This window comes from Serratia sp. 2723, assembly GCF_050434425.1.
In the GTDB taxonomy this organism is placed as follows: domain Bacteria; phylum Pseudomonadota; class Gammaproteobacteria; order Enterobacterales; family Enterobacteriaceae; genus Chania.
This window is the reverse complement of record NZ_JBNDIN010000021.1, coordinates 1-20,035: the sequence shown is the minus strand read 5'-3', so window position 1 is coordinate 20,035 and position 20,035 is coordinate 1. Positions and strand designations below refer to the sequence as shown.

19 protein-coding genes and 1 pseudogene are annotated in these 20,035 nt (G+C 54.3%); 6 read left to right on the top strand and 14 right to left on the bottom strand.

What is annotated here, in order from left to right; all coding sequences use genetic code 11:
* Positions 1-10: 10 nt before the first annotated feature.
* The 3 genes from ABIE29_RS22280 to ABIE29_RS22270 all read right to left on the bottom strand — a co-directional run bounded on the left by ABIE29_RS22280 (position 11) and on the right by ABIE29_RS22270 (position 3,230).
* The gene (locus tag ABIE29_RS22280; RefSeq protein WP_429621386.1) at positions 11-769 is read right to left on the bottom strand and encodes an SDR family oxidoreductase; all 759 of its coding nucleotides are present in this window, start codon (positions 767-769) and stop codon (positions 11-13) included.
* Positions 770-791: 22 nt separating this feature from the next.
* On the bottom strand, positions 792-2,051 hold the full coding sequence (locus ABIE29_RS22275) for an MFS transporter (RefSeq protein WP_429621384.1): 1,260 nt from the start codon (positions 2,049-2,051) through the stop codon (positions 792-794).
* A 66-nt stretch (positions 2,052-2,117) separates the two neighbouring features.
* Entirely contained in the window at positions 2,118-3,230 is a 1,113-nt protein-coding gene (locus ABIE29_RS22270; RefSeq protein ID WP_429621382.1) for an MDR/zinc-dependent alcohol dehydrogenase-like family protein, read from the bottom strand.
* A gap of 318 nt (positions 3,231-3,548) precedes the next feature.
* Here ABIE29_RS22270 and rpiB point away from each other — a divergent pair, with 318 nt between their 5' ends.
* Entirely contained in the window at positions 3,549-4,007 is a 459-nt protein-coding gene (gene rpiB, locus ABIE29_RS22265) for a ribose 5-phosphate isomerase B (RefSeq protein WP_024484504.1), read from the top strand.
* 223 nt (positions 4,008-4,230) lie between these two features.
* Positions 4,231-5,181 carry a transaldolase gene (gene tal, locus ABIE29_RS22260; protein ID WP_429621380.1) on the top strand — a complete coding sequence of 317 codons (951 nt, stop codon included), beginning with the start codon at positions 4,231-4,233 and terminating at the stop codon, positions 5,179-5,181.
* A gap of 263 nt (positions 5,182-5,444) precedes the next feature.
* On the opposite strand, the gene nudK is transcribed toward tal, so the two are convergent.
* From nudK to napF, 8 genes are all read right to left on the bottom strand, one after another.
* A complete protein-coding gene (nudK, locus tag ABIE29_RS22255; protein WP_429621378.1) occupies positions 5,445-6,020 on the bottom strand; it encodes a GDP-mannose pyrophosphatase NudK in 576 nt (191 codons plus the stop codon).
* Positions 6,021-6,142: 122 nt separating this feature from the next.
* The gene (napC, locus tag ABIE29_RS22250) at positions 6,143-6,760 is read right to left on the bottom strand and encodes a cytochrome c-type protein NapC (protein ID WP_429621376.1); all 618 of its coding nucleotides are present in this window, start codon (positions 6,758-6,760) and stop codon (positions 6,143-6,145) included.
* Positions 6,761-6,771: 11 nt separating this feature from the next.
* Complete coding sequence (gene napB, locus ABIE29_RS22245; protein ID WP_429621374.1) at positions 6,772-7,221, bottom strand: nitrate reductase cytochrome c-type subunit; 450 nt, start codon at positions 7,219-7,221, stop codon at positions 6,772-6,774.
* Complete coding sequence (gene napH / locus ABIE29_RS22240; RefSeq protein WP_429621449.1) at positions 7,218-8,126, bottom strand: quinol dehydrogenase ferredoxin subunit NapH; 909 nt, start codon at positions 8,124-8,126, stop codon at positions 7,218-7,220. The genes napB and napH overlap by 4 nt, the downstream gene beginning before the upstream one ends.
* The gene (napG, locus tag ABIE29_RS22235) at positions 8,126-8,878 is read right to left on the bottom strand and encodes a ferredoxin-type protein NapG (RefSeq protein WP_429621372.1); all 753 of its coding nucleotides are present in this window, start codon (positions 8,876-8,878) and stop codon (positions 8,126-8,128) included. Before napG ends, napH begins: the two co-directional genes overlap by 1 nt.
* A gap of 10 nt (positions 8,879-8,888) precedes the next feature.
* A complete protein-coding gene (napA, locus tag ABIE29_RS22230) occupies positions 8,889-11,375 on the bottom strand; it encodes a nitrate reductase catalytic subunit NapA (RefSeq protein WP_429621370.1) in 2,487 nt (828 codons plus the stop codon).
* Positions 11,372-11,638: a chaperone NapD gene (gene napD, locus ABIE29_RS22225; protein ID WP_166735081.1), complete on the bottom strand. Its 267-nt coding sequence runs from the start codon at positions 11,636-11,638 to the stop codon at positions 11,372-11,374. Before napD ends, napA begins: the two co-directional genes overlap by 4 nt.
* A complete protein-coding gene (gene napF, locus ABIE29_RS22220) occupies positions 11,625-12,122 on the bottom strand; it encodes a ferredoxin-type protein NapF (protein ID WP_429621368.1) in 498 nt (165 codons plus the stop codon). Before napF ends, napD begins: the two co-directional genes overlap by 14 nt.
* A gap of 360 nt (positions 12,123-12,482) precedes the next feature.
* Here napF and narQ point away from each other — a divergent pair, with 360 nt between their 5' ends.
* Together narQ and narP are read left to right on the top strand one after the other, a co-directional pair.
* Positions 12,483-14,165: a nitrate/nitrite two-component system sensor histidine kinase NarQ gene (narQ, locus tag ABIE29_RS22215; RefSeq protein WP_429621366.1), complete on the top strand. Its 1,683-nt coding sequence runs from the start codon at positions 12,483-12,485 to the stop codon at positions 14,163-14,165.
* A 125-nt stretch (positions 14,166-14,290) separates the two neighbouring features.
* Positions 14,291-14,923 carry a nitrate/nitrite response regulator protein NarP gene (gene narP, locus ABIE29_RS22210; protein WP_429621447.1) on the top strand — a complete coding sequence of 211 codons (633 nt, stop codon included), beginning with the start codon at positions 14,291-14,293 and terminating at the stop codon, positions 14,921-14,923.
* Between the two features lie 26 nt (positions 14,924-14,949).
* Here the strand turns inward: narP and ABIE29_RS22205 are convergent, their stop codons facing one another.
* Positions 14,950-15,228 carry a winged helix-turn-helix domain-containing protein gene (locus tag ABIE29_RS22205; protein WP_065686518.1) on the bottom strand — a complete coding sequence of 93 codons (279 nt, stop codon included), beginning with the start codon at positions 15,226-15,228 and terminating at the stop codon, positions 14,950-14,952.
* 287 nt (positions 15,229-15,515) lie between these two features.
* Between ABIE29_RS22205 and acrD the strand changes: the two genes are divergently transcribed.
* Complete coding sequence (gene acrD, locus ABIE29_RS22200) at positions 15,516-18,644, top strand: multidrug efflux RND transporter permease AcrD (protein WP_429621363.1); 3,129 nt, start codon at positions 15,516-15,518, stop codon at positions 18,642-18,644.
* Between the two features lie 120 nt (positions 18,645-18,764).
* Here the strand turns inward: acrD and ypfM are convergent, their stop codons facing one another.
* Positions 18,765-18,824, bottom strand: a complete 60-nt coding sequence (gene ypfM, locus ABIE29_RS22195; protein WP_138106377.1) for a protein YpfM — start codon at positions 18,822-18,824, stop codon at positions 18,765-18,767.
* Between the two features lie 390 nt (positions 18,825-19,214).
* Between ypfM and ABIE29_RS22190 the strand changes: the two genes are divergently transcribed.
* Entirely contained in the window at positions 19,215-19,427 is a 213-nt protein-coding gene (locus ABIE29_RS22190) for a hypothetical protein (RefSeq protein WP_429621361.1), read from the top strand.
* A 529-nt stretch (positions 19,428-19,956) separates the two neighbouring features.
* On the opposite strand, the pseudogene ABIE29_RS22185 reads toward ABIE29_RS22190, so the two are convergent.
* Positions 19,957-20,035 (bottom strand): annotated as a pseudogene (locus ABIE29_RS22185) (integrase); the annotation flags it as partial.

Here is a 20,035-nt window from a genome sequence, read left to right as displayed (position 1 = left end):
GAGTATCGAGTTATTGAATGGTGTAACCGCCGTCAACCACCAGATTGCTGCCGGTGATCATGCTGGCCGCATCGCTCGCCAGGAACAGCGCGCTGGCGGCAATATCCTCGGGTTCGGCAAAGCGCCTCAGGGGAATTTTCTGCTTCATTTGTTCCGCAACCTCGCCTGACCATGCTTTGCGCCCCAACTCGGTCAGCACCACCGTGGGCGAAATGGCGTTGACCCGCACGTTGTGCGGCCCCCATTCCAGTGCCAGAACCTGGGTCAAACCAATCACGCCCGCCTTGCTGGCGCAGTAAGCCAGATGATTGGGCAAGGCGACTACGCCGGCCTGCGAGGCCAGGTTGATAATGCTGCCACTGCCCTGACGAATAAAATAGTGGCCTACGGCCTGACTGGTAAGGAACACCCCTTTCAGGTTCACCGCCATGGTGTTATCCCAAGCGTCTTCGGGCAGTTCTTCCGCCGGATACAGCGCGACGATCCCGGCGCTATTGACCAGCACATCCAGCCGCCCGAAATGGGCATTGGCCTGTGCAACCGCCTGTTCTACCGAGGCTTTATCCGTGACATCCATCACGATGCCCAACGCCTGCTGCTGATCCAGCTGCAGGGCAATCTGCACCACCTGCGTAGCGCGATCCAACAGCACCACCTGAGCACCGTTTTGCAGATAGCATTTGGCAATAGCCAGACCTATTCCTGCCGCGCCGCCGGTTATCAACGCCACTTTCCCTTGCAAGACTCCCTTGCTTTGATCAGTAATCATAAAAACTCCCTCAAACGGTTAGTTACGCCAAGCTGTGATGATTTTTTTCCACGGCGGCAGGCACGGCTTTAGGCAAGGTGACATATTTCATCAATACGCCGCTGAACAAATACAGGCCGGTGAAAATCCAAATCACCCCACTGCTCCCCAAACTGCCGATAAACAACCCTACCACTGCCGGACCAACGAAAGTGCTCAAACCCGCGCCGAGATTCAGGATCGACATGGCGGCCCCTTTATTGTCCGGGGCCAACGTTGGCATAATGGCCGAAAGAGGCACGAAAGCAGCCAGGCAAGCACCGAATAGCCCGGCAGCCACGACGGTCAGCAGATAATTGGGACCGAGGAAGTAAGGCACGTAATAGAACATCAGCGTGGTGATGGCGCAGCCGACGCAGCCGAACCACATGACAACGTTACGCCAGCCCAAGCCGTCGCTGATCACCCCAAAGATCAAGTTGAAGATAATGTTCACCGTCCACAGTGCCGCGTACATCTGTAGCCAGTCAGTGCGGCTAAACCCCAGGTCCATCATGTACATCGGCATAAACACCACGAAGCCGTACGCCGCTGAGGTATTGATGGTGCGGACAATGCCACCCAGGCCGATTTTCGGGTTCTCAAACGCAATGGTGATCCCCTTTAGCACATAGCTGAGAGAGGCTTTTTGCTTGTCCCCCACGTCGCTATGGCCAGGAGTGCGGTTAAGCATCAGTGCAATCATCGCCCCGAGTACCACAAAGATTAATGCGCTCCATAAGGTGTGAATTTCCCCCAGGTACGGCAGCATGATGCTGGAGTAGAGCACGCCCAGCACGCTCAACCCACCGCTATAGACAAACCAGAATATCCCCACGGCAGAACCCAGCCTTTCCGGCGGAGCCTCATAGGCGACCCACACCAGAAAACCATAGGCAAACAGGGGATAGCCCAGCCCACGCAGCGCATAGGTCGGTATCATTACCGACAGATTATTACTGGGTAATCCCCAGACCAGAAAACACACCGAGCCCAGCAGGAACAGCAACAATCCAGCCAGCATGACGCGGCGAGCGGTAAAGATTTCCGCCAAGACGCCGGAAAACCAGGCGGCGATTGCCGCAGCAAAACCGTAAACGCTAAACAGTAGCGCGGACTCCTGAATGGTTAAGCCTTTGCCGATCAAATAGGGTGAAAGCCAGCCTTGCTCCAGCCCTTCCCCCATCATAAAGACCAACACACCGGCATAACCGAGCATTAATTTTGGTGACAGACCAATGCGATGAATCAGTCCATTCAGCATAAAACACCCCAGCACATTGAATTGTGGCGGCGCAGGCTAACCCGCACCCGAAGAAAGATGCAGGCATTACAGATTTGGGTTGAGCACCACTTTGATTGAGCCGATGCCCCGTTTCATCATGGCGAAGCCTTCAGCAAACTGCTCGAGTGGCAACGTTTGAGTGACGACGCCTTTGGTGGGCAGATCGCCATTGCGTATCCCTTCAATCACCAACGGATAACAATAAGGGCCCAGGTGCGATCCCAGTACGTCCAGTTCCTTACGATCGCTGATAATGCTCCAATCGACGGTCACCGGATCTTTAAACACCGAGAACTCGACAAAGGTGCCCAATTTGCGGATCAGCATCAGCCCTTGTTCGACAGATTGCTGCGCGCCGGTGGCTTCAATGTAGATATCGCAGCCGTAGCCTTCGGTCATGTCCTTAACGATCGCCATCACATCATCGCGCAGTGGGTTCAGCACGATGTCAGCACCAAATTCTTTCGCCAACGCCAGGCGCTCGTCAGACAGATCGAGCACCACCAGCTTCGATGGGCCAGATTTTTTAATCGCCCCGATCATCCCCAACCCCAGCGTTCCGGCCCCGGCCAGCACCACCACGTCACCCAGTTTGATGTTGGCGCGCTGTACCGCATGGAAAGAACAGGCATAGGGTTCGATCAGAATGGCGTCTTCGATCGGCATATCCGCAGGGACGTGATAGTTGATGGCCTCTTTGGTGAACTTCATGTATTCCGCCATTCCGCCATTAACGTTCTTCTGGAAGCCGTACAGATCGTGTTTCTCACACATCCAATACTGGCCGCGGTTACAAAAACGGCATTGCCAGCAGGGGACTATCTGTTCAGAGATCACTCGATCGCCCAGATTAAATCCCTCAACGCCTTCACCATAGCCCACCACGTGGCCGATAAATTCGTGGCCAGGGATCATCGGCGCTTTGATATAAGCCGGCTGTTTTTCATCCCCCCAAAAGCTGGCCGCCCCTTCAAACGCTTTAACGTCACCGGCGCAGATGCCGCAGGCTTCAACTTTCACCAGGATCTCTTGCGGGCCAATTTTCGGTACCGCCACGATCTCCAGGCGGTAATCCTTCGGGGCATAGGCCACCACCGCTTTCATGGTTTCAGGAATGCCTTCGGCCATGTTTACCGCTGTTACGCAGTTCTGACACATAGTTCTATCCTCGGGTAGGGTTTATTTTTATGATCATAAGTACACGTAAAGAACAAATAAACACTACATACTCTCAACATGTTTGCCCACCACCAACCTTTGAAATTGTGATCCTGCTCAAGAAGCCCCATAAAGTGACTAAAATAGCCTTTAAGCCGATTTATTCGTGATATTAATCACCTTTAGTGGCCATACGCCCTTAACAGAAACAAAAACAAATGAACATCAATTGAACATTTGATAAATCATGGTTATGGTAATAGCCATGACGCGCCACCGGGGATCGTCAGCCTTACCCTTGATCAGCAGGAGATGTTTATGCAGCCTATTGCGATTGGCGCCGATGATGCCGCCATTGAACTGAAGAATGTGATCGTTGCTTTTCTGCAACAGCGCGATATTCCGGTCACCGACTACTCACCGGGAAGCGATACGGCACCCATCGGTTATCCCGATATCGCCTTTCAGGTGGCACAGGGCATTAAGGATGGGAAACACCAACGCGGCATTTTGCTGTGTGGCACCGGTATTGGCATGAGCATTGTGGCCAACAAGGTCCCGGGGATCCGCGCGGCACAGTGCCATGATACCTATTCGGCACAGCGCGCACGTAAAAGCAACGATGCACAAATCATCACGCTTGGCGCACGCGTCATAGGCCCGGAACTGGCGAAATCGATTGTCGAAGCCTGGTTGAGCTCTGAATTTGAAGGAGGGGGATCGGCACCCAAGGTGGCCAGGATCGGTTATTATGAACAGGTCGTTGGCCAACGCTGAACCCAATGCCGATAAAGCATCAATGCGTGGGGACCCGCAGCCAGTCTGCATTCACGCCCCCCCATTGTTTCTATCCATTGCAGCAATCAGAAAAAGCGTATTTCATTCACTGACTAAATGGTGCAGTGTGTTTCATAATTAATGAAAATCGTTCTTATTTATCTTTACCCTATGGATTTCAAGTTGCAGCTTGAAAGACGACGGGTAAGCAAGGAGCTTATAAATGAATCAGTTAGACGCACTTAAACAGTTGACCGTAGTCGTTGCCGACAGCGGTGATATCGAGTCCATCCGTCAGTTCGAACCGCAGGATGCCACCACCAACCCTTCGTTGATCCTCAAGGCCGCGGCGCTGCCGCAGTATAAGTCGCTGATCACCGAAGCGCTGGAGTACGCCCGCCAGCAAGGCGGCAACAAAGAAACCCAGTTGATTAACGCCAGTGACAGACTGGCGGTGAATATCGGGGTAGAAATTCTAAAAAGCGTGCCGGGCCGTATCTCCACCGAAGTGGATGCTCGCCTATCCTTCGATCGCGGTATGTGCGTGGCCAAAGCCCGCAAGCTGATCGGCATGTATCAAAACCAGGGGATCGATAAATCCCGCATTCTGATCAAGCTGGCGGCCACCTGGGAAGGGATCAAGGCGGCCGAAGAGTTGGAAAAAGAAGGCATCAACACTAATCTGACGCTGCTGTTCTCCTTTGCTCAGGCTCGCGCCTGCGCCGAAGCCGGTGTCTATCTGATTTCACCGTTCGTTGGCCGTATCTACGATTGGTATCAGGCCAGACAGCCGATGTCCGATTACGATGCAGAACAGGATCCGGGCGTGAAGTCCGTTCGTACCATTTATGAATACTACAAACAGCACCGCTATCAGACCGTGATCATGGGGGCCAGCTTCCGTAAGGTTGAGCAGATCCTGGCGTTGGCGGGGTGTGACCGTTTGACCATTGCGCCAAACCTGCTGGAAGAGTTGAAGCAAAGCAATCAGCCTATCGAACGTAAACTGACGCCATCGGTTGAAGGGTTCCATCAACCTGCACCTTTGGCCGAAGCCGAATTCCGCTGGCTGCATAATCAGGATGCCATGGCGGTTGAGAAGTTGGCCGAAGGCATTCGCCTGTTCGCCGTAGACCAGCAGAAACTGGAAGACATGCTGATATCACAGCTGTAATGCAATGATAAATAAGTGAGATCGGCAAGCAATTGCCCCTCACCCTAACCCTCTCCCACAGGGAGAGGGGACCGATCGAGTTCGTTGATTACTCTGTGTAATACCCTATCTTTCTTCTTCCTAATCCCTTACGTGGCTCGAAAATTCGGCGATACGCATTGGATTGGGGGTCGCTCGAGTTTGCTGAGATTATCTATTTACCTGAAAAAGAGCTGGGGCAAACAGCTCCCTCTCCCTGTGGGAGAGGGTTGGGGTGAGGGAAACTACTCCATCACCCGATGGATCTGCAAATACTGCAACAGCATGATAGTCTTGCCATCCTTGAGGCGACCGTCGGCGATCATCGCGATTGCCTCACTAAACGGCAATTCCACCACTTCAATATCTTCATCCTCGATGCCACCACCGCTGGTTTGCCGTTCATCATCCTGGTACTCGGCAATAAAGAAGTGCAGTATTTCCGTCACGCCACCCGGTGACATGTAAGCCTCAAAGATCTTTTGCACCTGCGAAACCTGAAAACCGGTTTCTTCTACCGCTTCACGGCGGGCGCACTGTTCAGGCTGATCGTCATCCAGCAGCCCGGCGCAGGCTTCCAACAGCATGCCCGTGGTATTGCCGTTAACGTAGGTCGGCATACGGAACTGGTTGGTCAGCACCACGGTGCCCTTGGCGCGGTTATACAGCAAAATGGTCGCCCCGTTACCCCGGTCATAGACCTCGCGCACCTGTTCGATGGTTCCGCCATTTTTACGTTTTAACTCAAACGTATATTTATTCAATACGTACCAGTTGTCCGACAACAGCTGCTTTCTGATATTTTCAATTTTTGACGACATATACCCTTCTGCTTTAGCCAACGCACTGCAACCTTTGGTTACTAGCAAAGCGCAGCCACGGCGGATTTGCAACAAAAAACCCCGCAGGCCTTACAGCACTGCGGGGTTGATATCCACCAGAGTTAGAAGCCGTTAGGGACTCCGTGCATATCTGGCAGTTTATGTGCGATCCCTTTATGGCAGTCGATACAGGTTTTGCCTTCGGTTATCGCTTTGTCATGCATCTTGGCCGCCACGGTTTTCTGCGCGGTGAAATCCATATACTCGAAGTTGTGGCAGTTACGGCACTCCTGCGAGTTATTGGCCTTCATACGCGCCCATTCGTTGCTGGCCATGGCCAGACGATGCTCTTCAAACTTCTGCGGCGTGCCGATAATGCCAAACACCTTGGCGTACAGCTCTTTACTGGCCTTCAGCTTACGCAGCATCTTCGGTGCCCACTCATGCGGAACGTGGCAATCCGGGCAGGTGGCGCGTACCCCACTGCGGTTGTTGTAGTGCACCGTCTCCATATACTCTTCGTAGACGTTTTCACGCATCTCGTGGCAGCTGATACAGAATTTTTCGGTGTTGGCCGCTTCCATACCGGTGTTGAAACCGCCCCAGAAAACGATCCCGGCGACAAAGCCCAACAGCAGCAAAGTCCCCAGGGCCAGCCTGCTCGGCCTGCGCCACCAGCGCCATAGACGGCGGATCGGTCCGGCCTTTTTCTCGGATGTTGTGGTATTACGTTCGGCCATAGCTCCCCCGCTTAGTGCCCAAAGCCCTGCATAGGCTTGAAATCATTGCCGATGATTGGTGCCGCATCGGTTTGTGGTACGTGACATTGCAGACAGAAGTAACGGCGTGGAGCAACTTCCCCCAGCACCTTGCCATCGCTGTCCATAAAGTGTGTCGGGCTGATACGCGGTGCGCCGGTGGTACGATAGTGCTCCACGCCGTGGCACTGCAAGCAGCGGTTAGTATTTTTGGAAATTTGGTAGCCGTCGACGCTGTGTGGGATCATCGGCGGCTGGTTGACATAGTTTAGCGCCATCTTTTCCTGCTGCTTGGGCATTTTTATCTGCCCTTCAGCCGTGCCGGAAACCTCTGGCGATTGCTTGAAATCGACATCACTGGCGGCAAACGCGGCACTGGCAACTACCAGTGTTAACAGCGCGCCCCACAGGGAAAGCTGCTTTTTCAGGACATTGCTGGTCATTTTTTGGCTCCCGAATAATGAAATTTGCTCTTAATTTCGAATACGTTTTCTGCACAAACGTCGATACAACGTCCGCAGGCAATACAGGCATCACTGGCAACCCGTGGTGTACCTTTTTTTACTAATAACGGCTCACGCAGGATCTGCGGTTCTGGGCAAACATGAAAACAATCCATGCAGCGAGTACAGTTGTCACGCTGCTCCGCGCTGATCTGCACCACACCCTGGCTACCAATGACGCCATACAGCGCTCCCATTGGGCAAAGATGGCCACACCAGCCGTGTTCGACCACCAGCAGATCGAACAGGAACAGCGCCACAATCAGCCAGATGCCAGCACCAAATGCGGCACCCAACCCTTTCAGCCAACCTAAAGCGCCTTCCTCACTGCCGTGGATCAGCCCGCGCCCCATCAGGGCAACCGGATTAACCCATTCCCAGAGCAGCGTGCCACTCACGGCACTGCCAACCAGCACGACAAGCAAAATGCCGTAGCGCAGGGAACGAGGCAGGCTGGCCGATTGACGCAAACCCAACTTGCGACGCAGCCAGGCCGCCAGATCGGTCACCGGGTTGACCGGGCAGACCCAGCCGCAAAACACTCGATTACCGATCAGGCCGTAGATCAGCACCACTACCGCGCCTACCCACACCAACCAGGCAGGCCAATGCCCGGCCAACAGGCTTTCCAGCATCATCAACGGATCGGTTAACGGTACCGTTTCCATCAATAGGCTGGCGCTGTAGTTGCCACGCAGGATCCAGATACCCCACAGCGGCCCGGAGAGAAACATCAACAAGATCAACAGTTGGCTACAGCGACGCAGGATCAGGAAGCGGTTGCTGCGCAACCAGCCATGGCGCAGACGGGCATCACGCCCGGCTTGAGCGACTGGATTCGCCATCATTCACCTCCCTTTACGCCGCGTGCCGGCAATGTGAGACCTTCCGGCACCAGTGAATGCCCTGCACGCTGCTTTTCCTGCCAGCCCCAGCGATAGTGTTCACCCAATTGGCCACGCGCCAGTTCCATCGGTAACACCTTGATCGCCGCCTGCTCCAACACGCAAGCCTGCTCACACTTGCCACAGCCGGTGCAATCCTGGCTGTGGACCGTCGGCAGAAACATAGCGTGCTTGCCGGTACGCTCGTTATGTTGCAGCTCCAAGGTGATGGCCTTGTCGATCTGCGGGCAAACGCGGTAACACACATCGCAACGCAGCCCCTGCCAGTTCAGACAGTTTTCATGATCCAGCAACACCGCCAGCCCCATCCGTGCCTGATCGATATCCGTCAGGTTCGGATCCAGCGCACCGCTCGGGCAGGCCACCACACACGGGATGTCTTCACACATCTCGCAAGGGATATCCCGCGCCACGAAGTACGGCGTCCCCGCCGCTTTCGGTGACAACAGCGTCGCCAGTTTCAGCGTCTGGTACGGGCAGGCTTGCACACACTGACCACAGCGAATGCAGGCGCTATCAAACGCCCCCTCGGCCAGTGCTCCCGGCGGCCGCAGGGCCAGGCCATCACGTGCCTGAGACTGCTTTTGTTGCAGCCCCAGCAGTACGCCTATCCCTGCCAATCCCGCCACACTGCGAGCCGCATCCCGCAGGAAGCGACGCCGGGCCGGTGTTTTATCTCGTTGCTGGCTCATTCCGTTGGCCTTATACCTTCTCCAGTTTTACCGCACACTTCTTGTAGTCGGTCTCTTTCGACAGCGGATCGGTGGCGTCCAGCGTCAGATTATTGACCAGTTGCGCGGCATCGAAGAACGGCATATACACCAGACCTTGCGGCACGCGGTTACGGCCACGGGTTTCAACGATGCTCACTACTTCACCACGGCGTGACACTACCTTCACCTTGTCGCCACGGCGCAGATTGCGGCTCTTGGCGTCCAGCGGATGGATAAACAGCACCGCCTCCGGGAAGGCTCTGTGCAATTCTGGCACTCGGCGAGTCATCGAACCGGTGTGCCAATGTTCCAGCACGCGGCCAGTGGACAACCACAGATCGAACTCCTGATCCGGGCTTTCCGCCGCTGGCTCGAACGGCAGTGCGAAAATCACCGCTTTGCCGTCTGGCTTGCCATAGAAGCGCACGCTTTCACCGGCCTTCACGTAAGGATCGGTTCCTTCACGGTAACGCCACAAGGTTTCCTTGCCATCCACCACCGGCCAGCGTAACCCGCGCGCCTTATGGTACATATCAAAGGCGGCCAGATCGTGACCATGGCCGCGGCCAAACCCGGCATACTCTTCAAACAGCCCTTTCTGGATGTAGAAACCGAACTCGCGCGACTCGTCGTTCAACTGGTCGGCCGGGATCTCTTCCAGCTTGTACTTGTTCACTTCACCATTGACGAACAGCACGTCGTACAGGGTTTTGCCACGGTATTCCGGCTTCTGGTTAATCAGCTCTGCTGGCCAGACTTCTTCCACCTTGAAGCGTTTGGCAAATTCCACCAACTGCCACAGGTCGGACTTGGCCTCACCCGGTGCTTTCACCTGCTGATGCCAGAACTGAGTACGACGCTCGGCGTTACCGTAAGCTCCTTCTTTCTCTACCCACATCGCCGTAGGCAGGATCAGGTCGGCGGCCAATGCGCTCACCGTTGGGTACGGATCGGAAACCACGATAAAGTTGCGCGGATCGCGCCAGCCCGGCATGCGTTCTTCATTAATATTTGGCCCGGCCTGCATGTTGTTGTTACACATCACCCAGTAAGCATTCAGCTTGCCGTCTTTCAGCGCACGGTCTTGCGCAACCGCGTGCAACCCGACTTTTTCTGGGATGGTGCCCGCTGGCAGTTGCCACTTCTGTTCGGCAATCTGGCGGTGCTTCTCATTGGTCACGACCATGTCCGCTGGCAGGCGGTGGGAGAACGTCCCCACTTCACGCGCGGTACCACAGGCAGAAGGCTGGCCAGTCAGCGAGAATGGCCCGCAGCCTGGCTTAGAGATCTTACCGGTCAGCAAGTGTAGGTTGTAGCAAAGGTTATTAGCCCAGACGCCACGGGTATGCTGGTTGAAGCCCATCGTCCAATAAGACACGACCTTCACATTCGGGTCGGCATACAGTTTTGCCAGCGCTTCCAGTTGGTCTTTTGGCACGCCGCTCATTTCGGCGGTCTTTTCCAACGTGTATTCCGCCACAAAGGCTTTGTAATCTTCGAAGCTCATCGGCTCCGAAGCATCGCTGCCTGGGTTCTTCGCCGCTTTCTCCAACGGGTGGGTTGGGCGCAGGCCGTAACCGATATCGGTCACCCCTTTGCGGATATTGACGTGCTGCTTGAGGAAATCCTGGTCAACCGCGTTGTTCTGAATAATGTAGTTGGCGATGTAGTTCATGATCGCCAGATCGGTCTGCGGGGTGAACACCATGCCGTTATCCGCCAGCTCGAAGCTGCGGTGTTCAAAGGTGGAAAGGACCGAGACGTTGACCTTATCGTTGCCCAGGCGGCGGTTGGTAATGCGCGACCACAGGATCGGGTGCATTTCCGCCATATTGGAGCCCCACAGCACGAAGGCGTCGGCCTGCTCGATATCATCGTAGCAGCCCATCGGTTCATCCATGCCAAAGGTGCGCATAAAGCCGACCACGGCAGAAGCCATACAGTGGCGAGCGTTTGGATCGAGGTTGTTGGAACGCAGACCCGCTTTGAACAGTTTGGAGGCCGCATAGCCTTCCCATACCGTCCACTGGCCGGAGCCGAACATGCCTACCGCCTCTGGCCCTTTTTCTTTCAGGGCCCCTTTGAATTTTTCTTCCATAACGTCGAAGGCTTTTTCCCAAGTGATGGGAGTAAATTCACCTTCTTTGTCATACTGCCCGTTCTTCATGCGCAGCATTGGCTGTGTCAGTCGATCCTTGCCGTACATGATCTTGGGCAGGAAGTAGCCTTTGATACAGTTCAGGCCCCGGTTAACCGGAGCATCCGGATCGCCCTGCGAAGCCACAATGCGGCCATTTTGGGTACCGACCAGAACGCCACACCCGGTGCCGCAGAAACGGCAAGGTGCTTTGTCCCATTTGATTTCGTCACCGCTGCCAACCACGGCTTGGGCGACCGTTGGGATCGTCAGCCCGGCAGCTGCGGCAGCTGCCGCGGCTGCGTTCGCTTTCATGAAGTCTCGACGACTGAGTTTCATGGCATTACCTCACCTTGCTCATCCTGCTGGTGATAAACCAGCGACACTGCCAACACGCCTTCCAGATTGCGCGCCGACTCAATTTTTTCCAGCAACGCCTGGGAGCGTGCTGCTTGCATAACGACGACCAGCTTGCCCTGCTGCTGATCCTGTGCCGGAATCTCCGTATCAGGGATTGCCAGCAACGCCGAGATCAGCGCCGGGAACTTGTCAGGCCGAGCCTGCACCATCAACCCGCTTACGTGCCATTCACTGCTCATTATTTTCACTCCGGGTTATTGCAATCGCCGAGGTCGGGCAACCGGCAACGCAGGCACCACAACCATTGCACGCCGCCGCTTCGAGCGCCGGTTGGGCTATACCGCCTAACCGTGGCCGAAAACGGATTGCCTGCGTTTCACAACTGTCCTGACAACTGCGACATTCTACCCCCTGCATCGCCAGGCAAACGGCCGAAAAAGATGCCAATTGTTGCCAAGGCTGGTGCTGTGGTGGATAAAACAGTGGGGCTTCGCAGGCGTCTGCGCATTGTCGGCAAAAGGTACATTCCGCGCGTTGGAAATCGATTTCGGGATAACCGCCACTGCCGCTGATCAATACACCGGTTTCACAGGCGTTAACGCAGGCCTGGCATCGGGTACAACCCGCAAGGAAGAGAGGGGCTTCACGCGACCACGGGGGACGGATCGCATCAGTTTGATGACGCCATTGTCCGCTGAGCAATCTGCGTCGCGACAATTCGGCCATTCGGGTTATCCTTCAAAGTTGGCAACACGCGCGCGTGTAAAAAATTATTATAGTGTGACTTTATTATTTTTGGTCTCGCACCTCGGGTAAGAGGCAAGGATAAAATAGGCTTATCGGAGGGAGTACATAATCACCCTTAAGGGGTAAAAGTGGGTATTACTTGCGCCAGATCAATCACTGATAGCCGATATAGGGCATTTTGCCAACGGTAGGCCGCCAAAACGCTATTAACTTAATTATATAGCGAAGATTTTTTGGCGGCGGATGATACGTTTGTTCAAAATCGCCATGCTTTTTGCCAGCAAAAGTTATAATTTGACGGCGCATAACCCCCCGGCCATTAACCATAAGGATGCTTAATTGCTCGTAAAACGCTCTGTGACCGGCAGCCTGGCAAAGGCGCTGATTGGCATCGTGATACTTTCTGTGCTGTCCACCGGACTGGCTCTGACCACCGTGGCCGGCAGTCTGCAAGATGCCGAAGCGGTCAATATCGCAGGCTCGTTGCGCATGCAGAGTTACCGGTTGGCGTATGAGCTCACTAACGGCTCCGCTGAAGTGCAGCAGCACCTGGTGCAGTATCAGCAGTCGCTGATGGCTCCGGCCCTGCTTAAACTCGATCGATTTTATGTGCCTGACGATGTGCGGCAAAAATACCTGACGCTGCGCCAGGCCTGGCTGGTGCTGGAAAAACAGATCCTGGCCGGGAACCCGGAAAACTATCAGGCCAACGTGGCCAGCTATGTTAATCAGATCGACCATTTTGTCCTGGCTTTGCAACGCTACTCCGAACAAAAACTGACCATCGTGGCGACGATCAGCGTGATGGGCTACATCGCCATCATTGCCCTGGTGCTGTTCTGCATCCGCTTTATGCGCCGCCAGGTGGTCACCCCGCTCAAACGCCTGGTGGATGCCAGCCTGCGGATGCAACAACGTGATTTTAATCATCCGCCGCTCGACGTTTCATTGCCAAACGAGCTGGGCGTACTGTCGCAAACCTTCACCACCATGTCTGGCGAATTGGCGAAGCTCTACCAGTCGCTGGAGCAGAAGGTGCAGGAAAAAACCAAGCGGCTACAGCAGGCCAACCGCACGCTGGAGGTGCTCTACAGCTGCTCCCAGGCGCTGAGCGTTGGGCAGTTGGATCAGCGGGCGTTTGAGAAGGTCCTGCATATCATCAAGTTAAGCGAACAGTTGCATTGCATCCAACTCAATGTGGAAGACAGCCTCAGCCAATGGCAGGTCAGCAGTGGTGAACCCGTGGCGGAACTGGCCTGGCATTCGCAGGTGATTATGCAAGACAACAAACCCCTGGGCAGCCTGAGCTGGCAGCATGAGCAACAGCCGCCCCATCCGCACCTGATGCAAAGCGTCACCAATATGCTCAGCCGCGGGGTTTACTTTAACCGAGCACAAAAGCAGCATATGCAGTTCCTGCTGATGGAGGAACGCGCCACCATTGCCCGTGAACTACACGATTCGTTAGCCCAGGCCCTCACTTTCCTGCGCATCCAGCTTACCTTGCTCAAACGTACCCTGACAGGCCACTCATCGCAGGCGGATGAGATCATTGATGATTTTGATCGGGCATTGGCGGATGCCTATCGCCAATTGCGTGAACTGCTGGCCACCTTCCGGTTGAGCATTCAGGATGCCGATCTGAACGCCGCGTTGCAGCAGGTATTGGAACCATTAAAACTGCTGACCAGCGCACGGATTCAGTTACACTGTCGGTTAGCCTCACAGGCGTTGAATGCCCAACAGCAGGTTCATGCGCTACAGATCGTACGTGAAGCCGTGCTTAATGCCATCAAACACGCCGATGCACAGGAAATTGTGATCCATTGCGAAGTCTCCCCCAGCGGAGACAACGAGATCACCATTTGTGACGACGGCTGCGGCATCGACAGCCTGGATGAGCCGGAAGGCCATTACGGATTAACCATTATGAGCGAACGCGCAACGCGCCTGAACGGTACGTTACATATCAGGCGTGGCAATGCCGGGGGCACGGAGGTCTGTCTTAGTTTCCCGCCATAAGGGCTAACTGCATTGCACGGCGGCCATTCGAGCCGAACGACAATGCTAATTACTACTATATTTTAAGAGTCAGCTTTACTGCCGGCAGTACGCAGTGGCTTTACTCGCTACAGGGAGCACGTTTTATTGTGATAAAAAATTACCGAGTAATGATCGTGGACGATCACCCGTTGATGCGCCGTGGTATCAAGCAGTTGCTGGGGCTAGATCCTGCTTTCACCGTGGTGGCAGAAGCCAGCAGCGGTGCAGAGGCAATCGCCCTGGCTACGCAGTTCACGCCAGACGTGATCCTGCTCGATCTGAACATGAAGGGGCTTTCCGGGCTGGATACGCTGAAAGCATTGCGCGATGAAGGGGTGGATGCACGCATCATCGTGCTGACCGTTTCCGACTCCCGCAGCGATGTCTATGCGCTGATCGATGCCGGTGCCGATGGCTACCTGCTGAAAGACAGCGAGCCAGAACAGCTGCTGGAACATATTCGTCAGGCCGCCGAGGGCCAGAACGTGATTAGCGATGCGGTGGCGGACTATCTTTCGTCACGTAGCGAGCAGCACGATCCCTTTGCCGCTCTCACAGAGCGTGAACTGGATGTCTTGCAGGAAGTGGCGCGCGGCATGTCAAACAAGCAGGTCGCGGCACAGTTGCATATTTCTGAAGAGACGGTGAAAGTGCACATCCGCAATATGCTGCGTAAGCTCAATGTGCGCTCACGCGTGGCAGCAACCGTGATGTATCTGGAAGCGAAAAGCCAGTAATGCTTCCCCGGCACGCCGGGGAACATTCAACCAATGGCTGCCAGCAGCATCTCATGATGCTGATTAATCCAACTTTGGCTCAGCGGGCCCCAGTTTGCCAACTGGTAATAGCCATCGTTATTACGCTTCCCCTGCTGAACAAAGTGCAACTCCAGGCCCAGGCCTGGCAGCGCTTTTAGTACGTCCTGCAACGTACGCCGTGGCCAACCGGTCAATTCCATCAAGCGCGGAACGTTAGGACGTTCATTGCTGCTGATCAGCCAACACAGATAAAGACGACGAGCAAATACCGGGTTAATTTCCATGCTTAACTCCTGCTGAGGAAAACGTCCTGATTATTTCACCGTAACGCAATAAAATCGTCATGATGGCGCGTTTCATTACGGCGTAATGTGTAACTGTAGATTTCTAGTACGGTTATTTACATTATCTCCTTTTTTTCTCCACGCTTTATCTGCGCTTGACGAGTAAAGTGCTGTAGCACCTTTGGGTACAATCAAATTCTTCGACAGCCCGGCCACCAGTCAGTGCCAGGCATAAGCATAACTGATGCTGTCAAAAATAGAACAAGTCACAACGAGGTTCATGCCGCATGGCCAACTTTTTTATTGATCGCCCGATTTTTGCCTGGGTTCTGGCAATTATTCTTTGCCTGACGGGGACGTTGGCGATTTTTTCTCTGCCTGTCGAACAATATCCGAACCTCGCTCCGCCAAACGTGCGTATCAGCGCCACCTATCCTGGGGCATCGGCACAGACGCTGGAAAATACCGTTACCCAGATTATCGAACAGAACATGACCGGCCTCGACAACATGATGTATATGTCGTCTCAAAGCACCAACACCGGTCAGGCCTCGGTGACGCTGACCTTTGATGCCGGCACCGATCCTAACGAAGCCATGCAACAAGTACAAAACAAGCTGCAAGCCGCCATCAAGCGGTTGCCACAAGCGGTACAGCAACAAGGCGTTACGGTGTCAAAATCGGGCGACACCACGCTGATGATGGTGGCCTTTGTCTCCAACGATGGCAGCATGGATAAACAGGACATCGCGGACTACATCGTCTCCAACCTGCAAGACCCCCTCAGCCGCATTAACGGCGTGGGCAGCATGGACGTTTACGGTTCACAATACGCCATGCGTATCTGGCTGGATCCGAACAAGCTCACCAGCTACCAGCTCACCACCCAGGATGTGGTCAACGCCATCAGTTCGCAGAACACCCAGGTGGCGGTGGGCCAGCTAGGCGGCTCCCCTTCCGTGGATCAGCAGGCGCTGAACGCCACCATCAACGCTCAATCCCAATTGCAAACGCCGGAGCAGTTCCGCCAGATCACGCTGCGCGTCAATCAGGACGGTTCGCTGGTGACTCTGGGTGACGTTGCCACGGTGGAATTAGGCGGGGAAAACTATAACTACCTCAGCCGTTACAACGGCCTGCAGGCCGCCGGGATGAACATCAAGCTGGCTTCCGGTGCCAACGAATTGCAAACCGACCAGTTGGTGAAAGCCAAGATTGCCGAGCTTTCACAATATTTCCCGCACGGGCTGGAAGCCAAGATCGCCTATGAGACGACGCCGTTCGTGCAGGCGTCGATCCATGACGTGGTAAAAACCCTGCTGGAAGCCATTTTGCTGGTGTTTTTAGTCATGTACCTGTTCTTGCAGAACTTCCGCGCCACGTTAATTCCCACTATCGCCGTTCCGGTGGTGCTGTTGGGCACCTTTGCCATCCTTTCGGCCTTTGGCTACAGCATTAACACCCTGACGATGTTTGCCATGGTGCTGGCGATCGGCCTATTGGTGGACGACGCCATCGTGGTAGTGGAAAACGTGGAACGCGTGATGAGCGAGGAAGGGCTCTCCCCCAGGGACGCCACCCGTAAATCCATGGGGCAGATCCAGGGGGCACTGGTGGGGATTGCCATGGTGCTTTCGGCGGTATTTATTCCCATGGCCTTCTTCGGCGGGACCACCGGGGCCATTTATCGCCAGTTCTCGATCACCATCGTATCCGCGATGGTGCTTTCGGTGCTGGTCGCCATGATCCTCACCCCGGCCCTGTGCGCCACTATTCTCCAGCCGATCGCCAAAGGCCATCACCACGGCAAGCGCGGTTTCTTCGGCTGGTTTAACCGCATGTTCAACCGCAACACCGAACGCTATGAACGCGGGGTAGCGCGCGTGCTGCATCACAGCGCCCGCTACATGGTGATCTACCTGTTGCTGCTGGCCGGTATGGCACTGTTGTTTATCAAACTGCCGACCTCGTTCCTGCCGCAGGAAGACCGTGGCGTATTCACCGTACAGGTACAGTTGCCAGCAGGCTCCACTCTGCAGCAAACCACCAAGGTGGTGGAAAAGGTCGAGCACTACTTCCTGACCGAAGAGAAAGCCGACGTGCTGTCGGTATTCTCCACCATCGGTGCCGGGCCAGGCGGCAACGGCCAGAACGTCGCACGCCTGTTCTTGCGCCTGAAGGACTGGGATCTACGCAGTTCGGGTGCCAATAGTTCGTTCGATATCATCGAGCGTGCCACCAAGGCCTTTAGCAACATCAACGAAGCGCGCGTGATCGCCAGCAGCCCGCCAGCAATCACCGGGCTGGGGAACTCTTCAGGATTCGATATGCAGTTGGAAGACCACGCCGGGCTGGGGCATGGCAAGCTGATGGAGGCTCGCGATCAATTGCTGCAACTGGCTGGGCAAAACCCACAGCTATCGCGCGTGCGCCATAATGGCCTTGATGACAGCCCACAATTGCAGATCGATATCGATCAGCGTAAGGCACAGGCGCTGGGCGTGTCGATCGACGATATCAACAACACCTTGTCAACCGCCTGGGGCTCCACCTACGTCAATGACTTTTTAGACCGCGGGCGAGTGAAGAAAGTGTATGTTCAGGCCGGAGCGCCCTTCCGCATGCTGCCAGAGGACATCAACAAGTGGTACGTGCGTAACAACAGCGGTGGGATGGTGCCCTTCTCCGCCTTTGCGACTTCCCATTGGGAATATGGTTCACCGCGTCTGGAACGCTACAACGGTAACTCCACGGTAGAAATCGTGGGCGAGGCCGCCTCGGGCGTCAGTACCGGTACCGCGATGGATGAAATGGAAAAACTCGTCAGCCAGCTACCGACCGGTTTCGGTCTGGAATGGACCGCAATGTCCTACCAGGAACGCCTGTCCGGTTCCCAGGCACCGGCGCTGTATGCCATCTCGCTGTTGGTGGTATTCCTGTGTCTGGCAGCACTGTATGAAAGTTGGTCGATCCCATTTTCGGTCATGTTGGTGGTACCGCTGGGGGTGATCGGCGCCGTCACGGCCACCTGGCTGCGCGGGCTGGAAAACGATGTGTACTTCCAGGTGGGGCTATTGACGATTATCGGGCTGTCGGCCAAGAACGCCATCCTGATCGTAGAATTTGCCAACGAGCTGAACACTAAGGGCAAGGATTTGATGGCGGCAACGCTGGAAGCCTCGCGCCTGCGCTTGCGCCCTATCCTGATGACCTCATTGGCCTTTATCTTCGGCGTTCTGCCAATGGCCATCAGTTCCGGTGCGGGCTCTGGCAGCCAGCATGCGGTAGGTACCGGGGTGATGGGGGGGATGATTTCAGCCACCGTTCTGGCGATTTTCTTTGTGCCGCTGTTCTTCGTTTTGGTACGCCGCCGCTTCCCTAATAAGGCGCAGCCTCACCATCACGATAGCCAATAGCAGATGTAAAAAAGCAGCTTCGGAAAAACCGAGGCTGCTTTGCTACAAACTTGATGCTGTACCCATGGTGCTTTAAATAAAAACCAACCAATCGGCCTTGCGTTAAACCCTATCGCGGTGTTAGTTACCTAACATCTCATCGATGAAGTCTTTCCAATTTGTTAACTCGCGATCAACCATAATACTTCACTATCTCCGTTTATTGGACGCAAGGATTCTACGCCTGTTTTTTGACCAAGTGAAGCCTTTTGGAAACGATGCCAACCAAGAAAGCCTGGGGGTGTAACATATTTTTAGAGTAATCAAAAACCTACCCTGAATTTACATTGCTTTGACGATTTGGAACCTATGTAAAACAACGGATACATAGGTTAATTTTAATTTATCCTAAGCACAGCGCTCTCCGTTCCAACAACATTAAACACGCCAATCTTCATAGCACAATAACAGGATTATCCTTACATAAGGAGAGTATAATCCCATTATTGGCGCATTCCTTTTGTATGACTTGAAATTGCACCTTAGATTGCTATTCTGGTATTTCATTAATATAAAATAAGGATGGGCGCTATGAAAAAAATAACTCATGAAAAAGCCACCAATGTTATCGGCGGTAGTAATTTGGTTTGTGGCAACATAAGATATATATGGGTAAGGAATGACGATGGCAGTGGCAACTATATATGCAGGCAGAGAAAGGAATGTAATTATCCTGGCGATGAAAAATTCGGTAATCCACAAGTCCACTTTGAAAGAGTTGCCGATTCATTCTGTGGGCGCTAATTAACACCCGTTAATTTATCCGGTGTCTTTTTATAGACACCGGATGATGAACTCTCGACCTTACCCAAAAATTGCATGAGTAATTGTTGTGTTAGAATAATTATGGCATGTCGCTTTCCCTCTTTTCCGTTTGCCTGTGCTTGAGAATACGCTGAGGCACGGGGTGCACAATATATCGCGTAATCCATCACCAGCCCTGCGTCCAGGCCATCGAAAGTGCCCGTCTGCATACCTGTGCGGCAATCCACAGCTCCGGCATGGTCAAAATGCGTAAGGTTAGCCAGTTGCCGGTTATCCAGCCGGTATCTGGAAGCGGCGAACAGCCTAGGCGATCGCTACGTTAACACCAGAGGAAAACCACACGATAGCGCTCGGTGGATCGGGGTCGTCAAATTTTAATGAGATCAATCCGGCTACGTAATAGCTTATCCCCCAGAGCAGCAAGGTGAAAGGTTGTCGAACATACGATGCAACGCAGGTTGTCCTTTTACTCACTGCCATGCTCACAGGCATTGTAAGTATCCCAGCTTTAGTTCCACACACTTTTTGAGATTTCCGGTTTCTCAGCCATCAGCCGATATTCTTCCGGCGTCAGATTATTCAGGGAT

Coding starts and splice junctions, on each gene's coding strand:
- ABIE29_RS22280 (WP_429621386.1), bottom strand. CDS start 769: ATGATTACTGATCAAAGCAAGGGAGTCTTGCAAGGGAAAGTGGCGTTG.
- ABIE29_RS22275 (WP_429621384.1), bottom strand. CDS start 2,051: ATGCTGAATGGACTGATTCATCGCATTGGTCTGTCACCAAAATTAATG.
- ABIE29_RS22270 (WP_429621382.1), bottom strand. CDS start 3,230: ATGTGTCAGAACTGCGTAACAGCGGTAAACATGGCCGAAGGCATTCCT.
- rpiB (WP_024484504.1), top strand. CDS start 3,549: ATGCAGCCTATTGCGATTGGCGCCGATGATGCCGCCATTGAACTGAAG.
- tal (WP_429621380.1), top strand. CDS start 4,231: ATGAATCAGTTAGACGCACTTAAACAGTTGACCGTAGTCGTTGCCGAC.
- nudK (WP_429621378.1), bottom strand. CDS start 6,020: ATGTCGTCAAAAATTGAAAATATCAGAAAGCAGCTGTTGTCGGACAAC.
- napC (WP_429621376.1), bottom strand. CDS start 6,760: ATGGCCGAACGTAATACCACAACATCCGAGAAAAAGGCCGGACCGATC.
- napB (WP_429621374.1), bottom strand. CDS start 7,221: ATGACCAGCAATGTCCTGAAAAAGCAGCTTTCCCTGTGGGGCGCGCTG.
- napH (WP_429621449.1), bottom strand. CDS start 8,126: ATGGCGAATCCAGTCGCTCAAGCCGGGCGTGATGCCCGTCTGCGCCAT.
- napG (WP_429621372.1), bottom strand. CDS start 8,878: ATGAGCCAGCAACGAGATAAAACACCGGCCCGGCGTCGCTTCCTGCGG.
- napA (WP_429621370.1), bottom strand. CDS start 11,375: ATGAAACTCAGTCGTCGAGACTTCATGAAAGCGAACGCAGCCGCGGCA.
- napF (WP_429621368.1), bottom strand. CDS start 12,122: ATGGCCGAATTGTCGCGACGCAGATTGCTCAGCGGACAATGGCGTCAT.
- ABIE29_RS22205 (WP_065686518.1), bottom strand. CDS start 15,228: ATGGAAATTAACCCGGTATTTGCTCGTCGTCTTTATCTGTGTTGGCTG.
- acrD (WP_429621363.1), top strand. CDS start 15,516: ATGGCCAACTTTTTTATTGATCGCCCGATTTTTGCCTGGGTTCTGGCA.
- ABIE29_RS22190 (WP_429621361.1), top strand. CDS start 19,215: ATGAAAAAAATAACTCATGAAAAAGCCACCAATGTTATCGGCGGTAGT.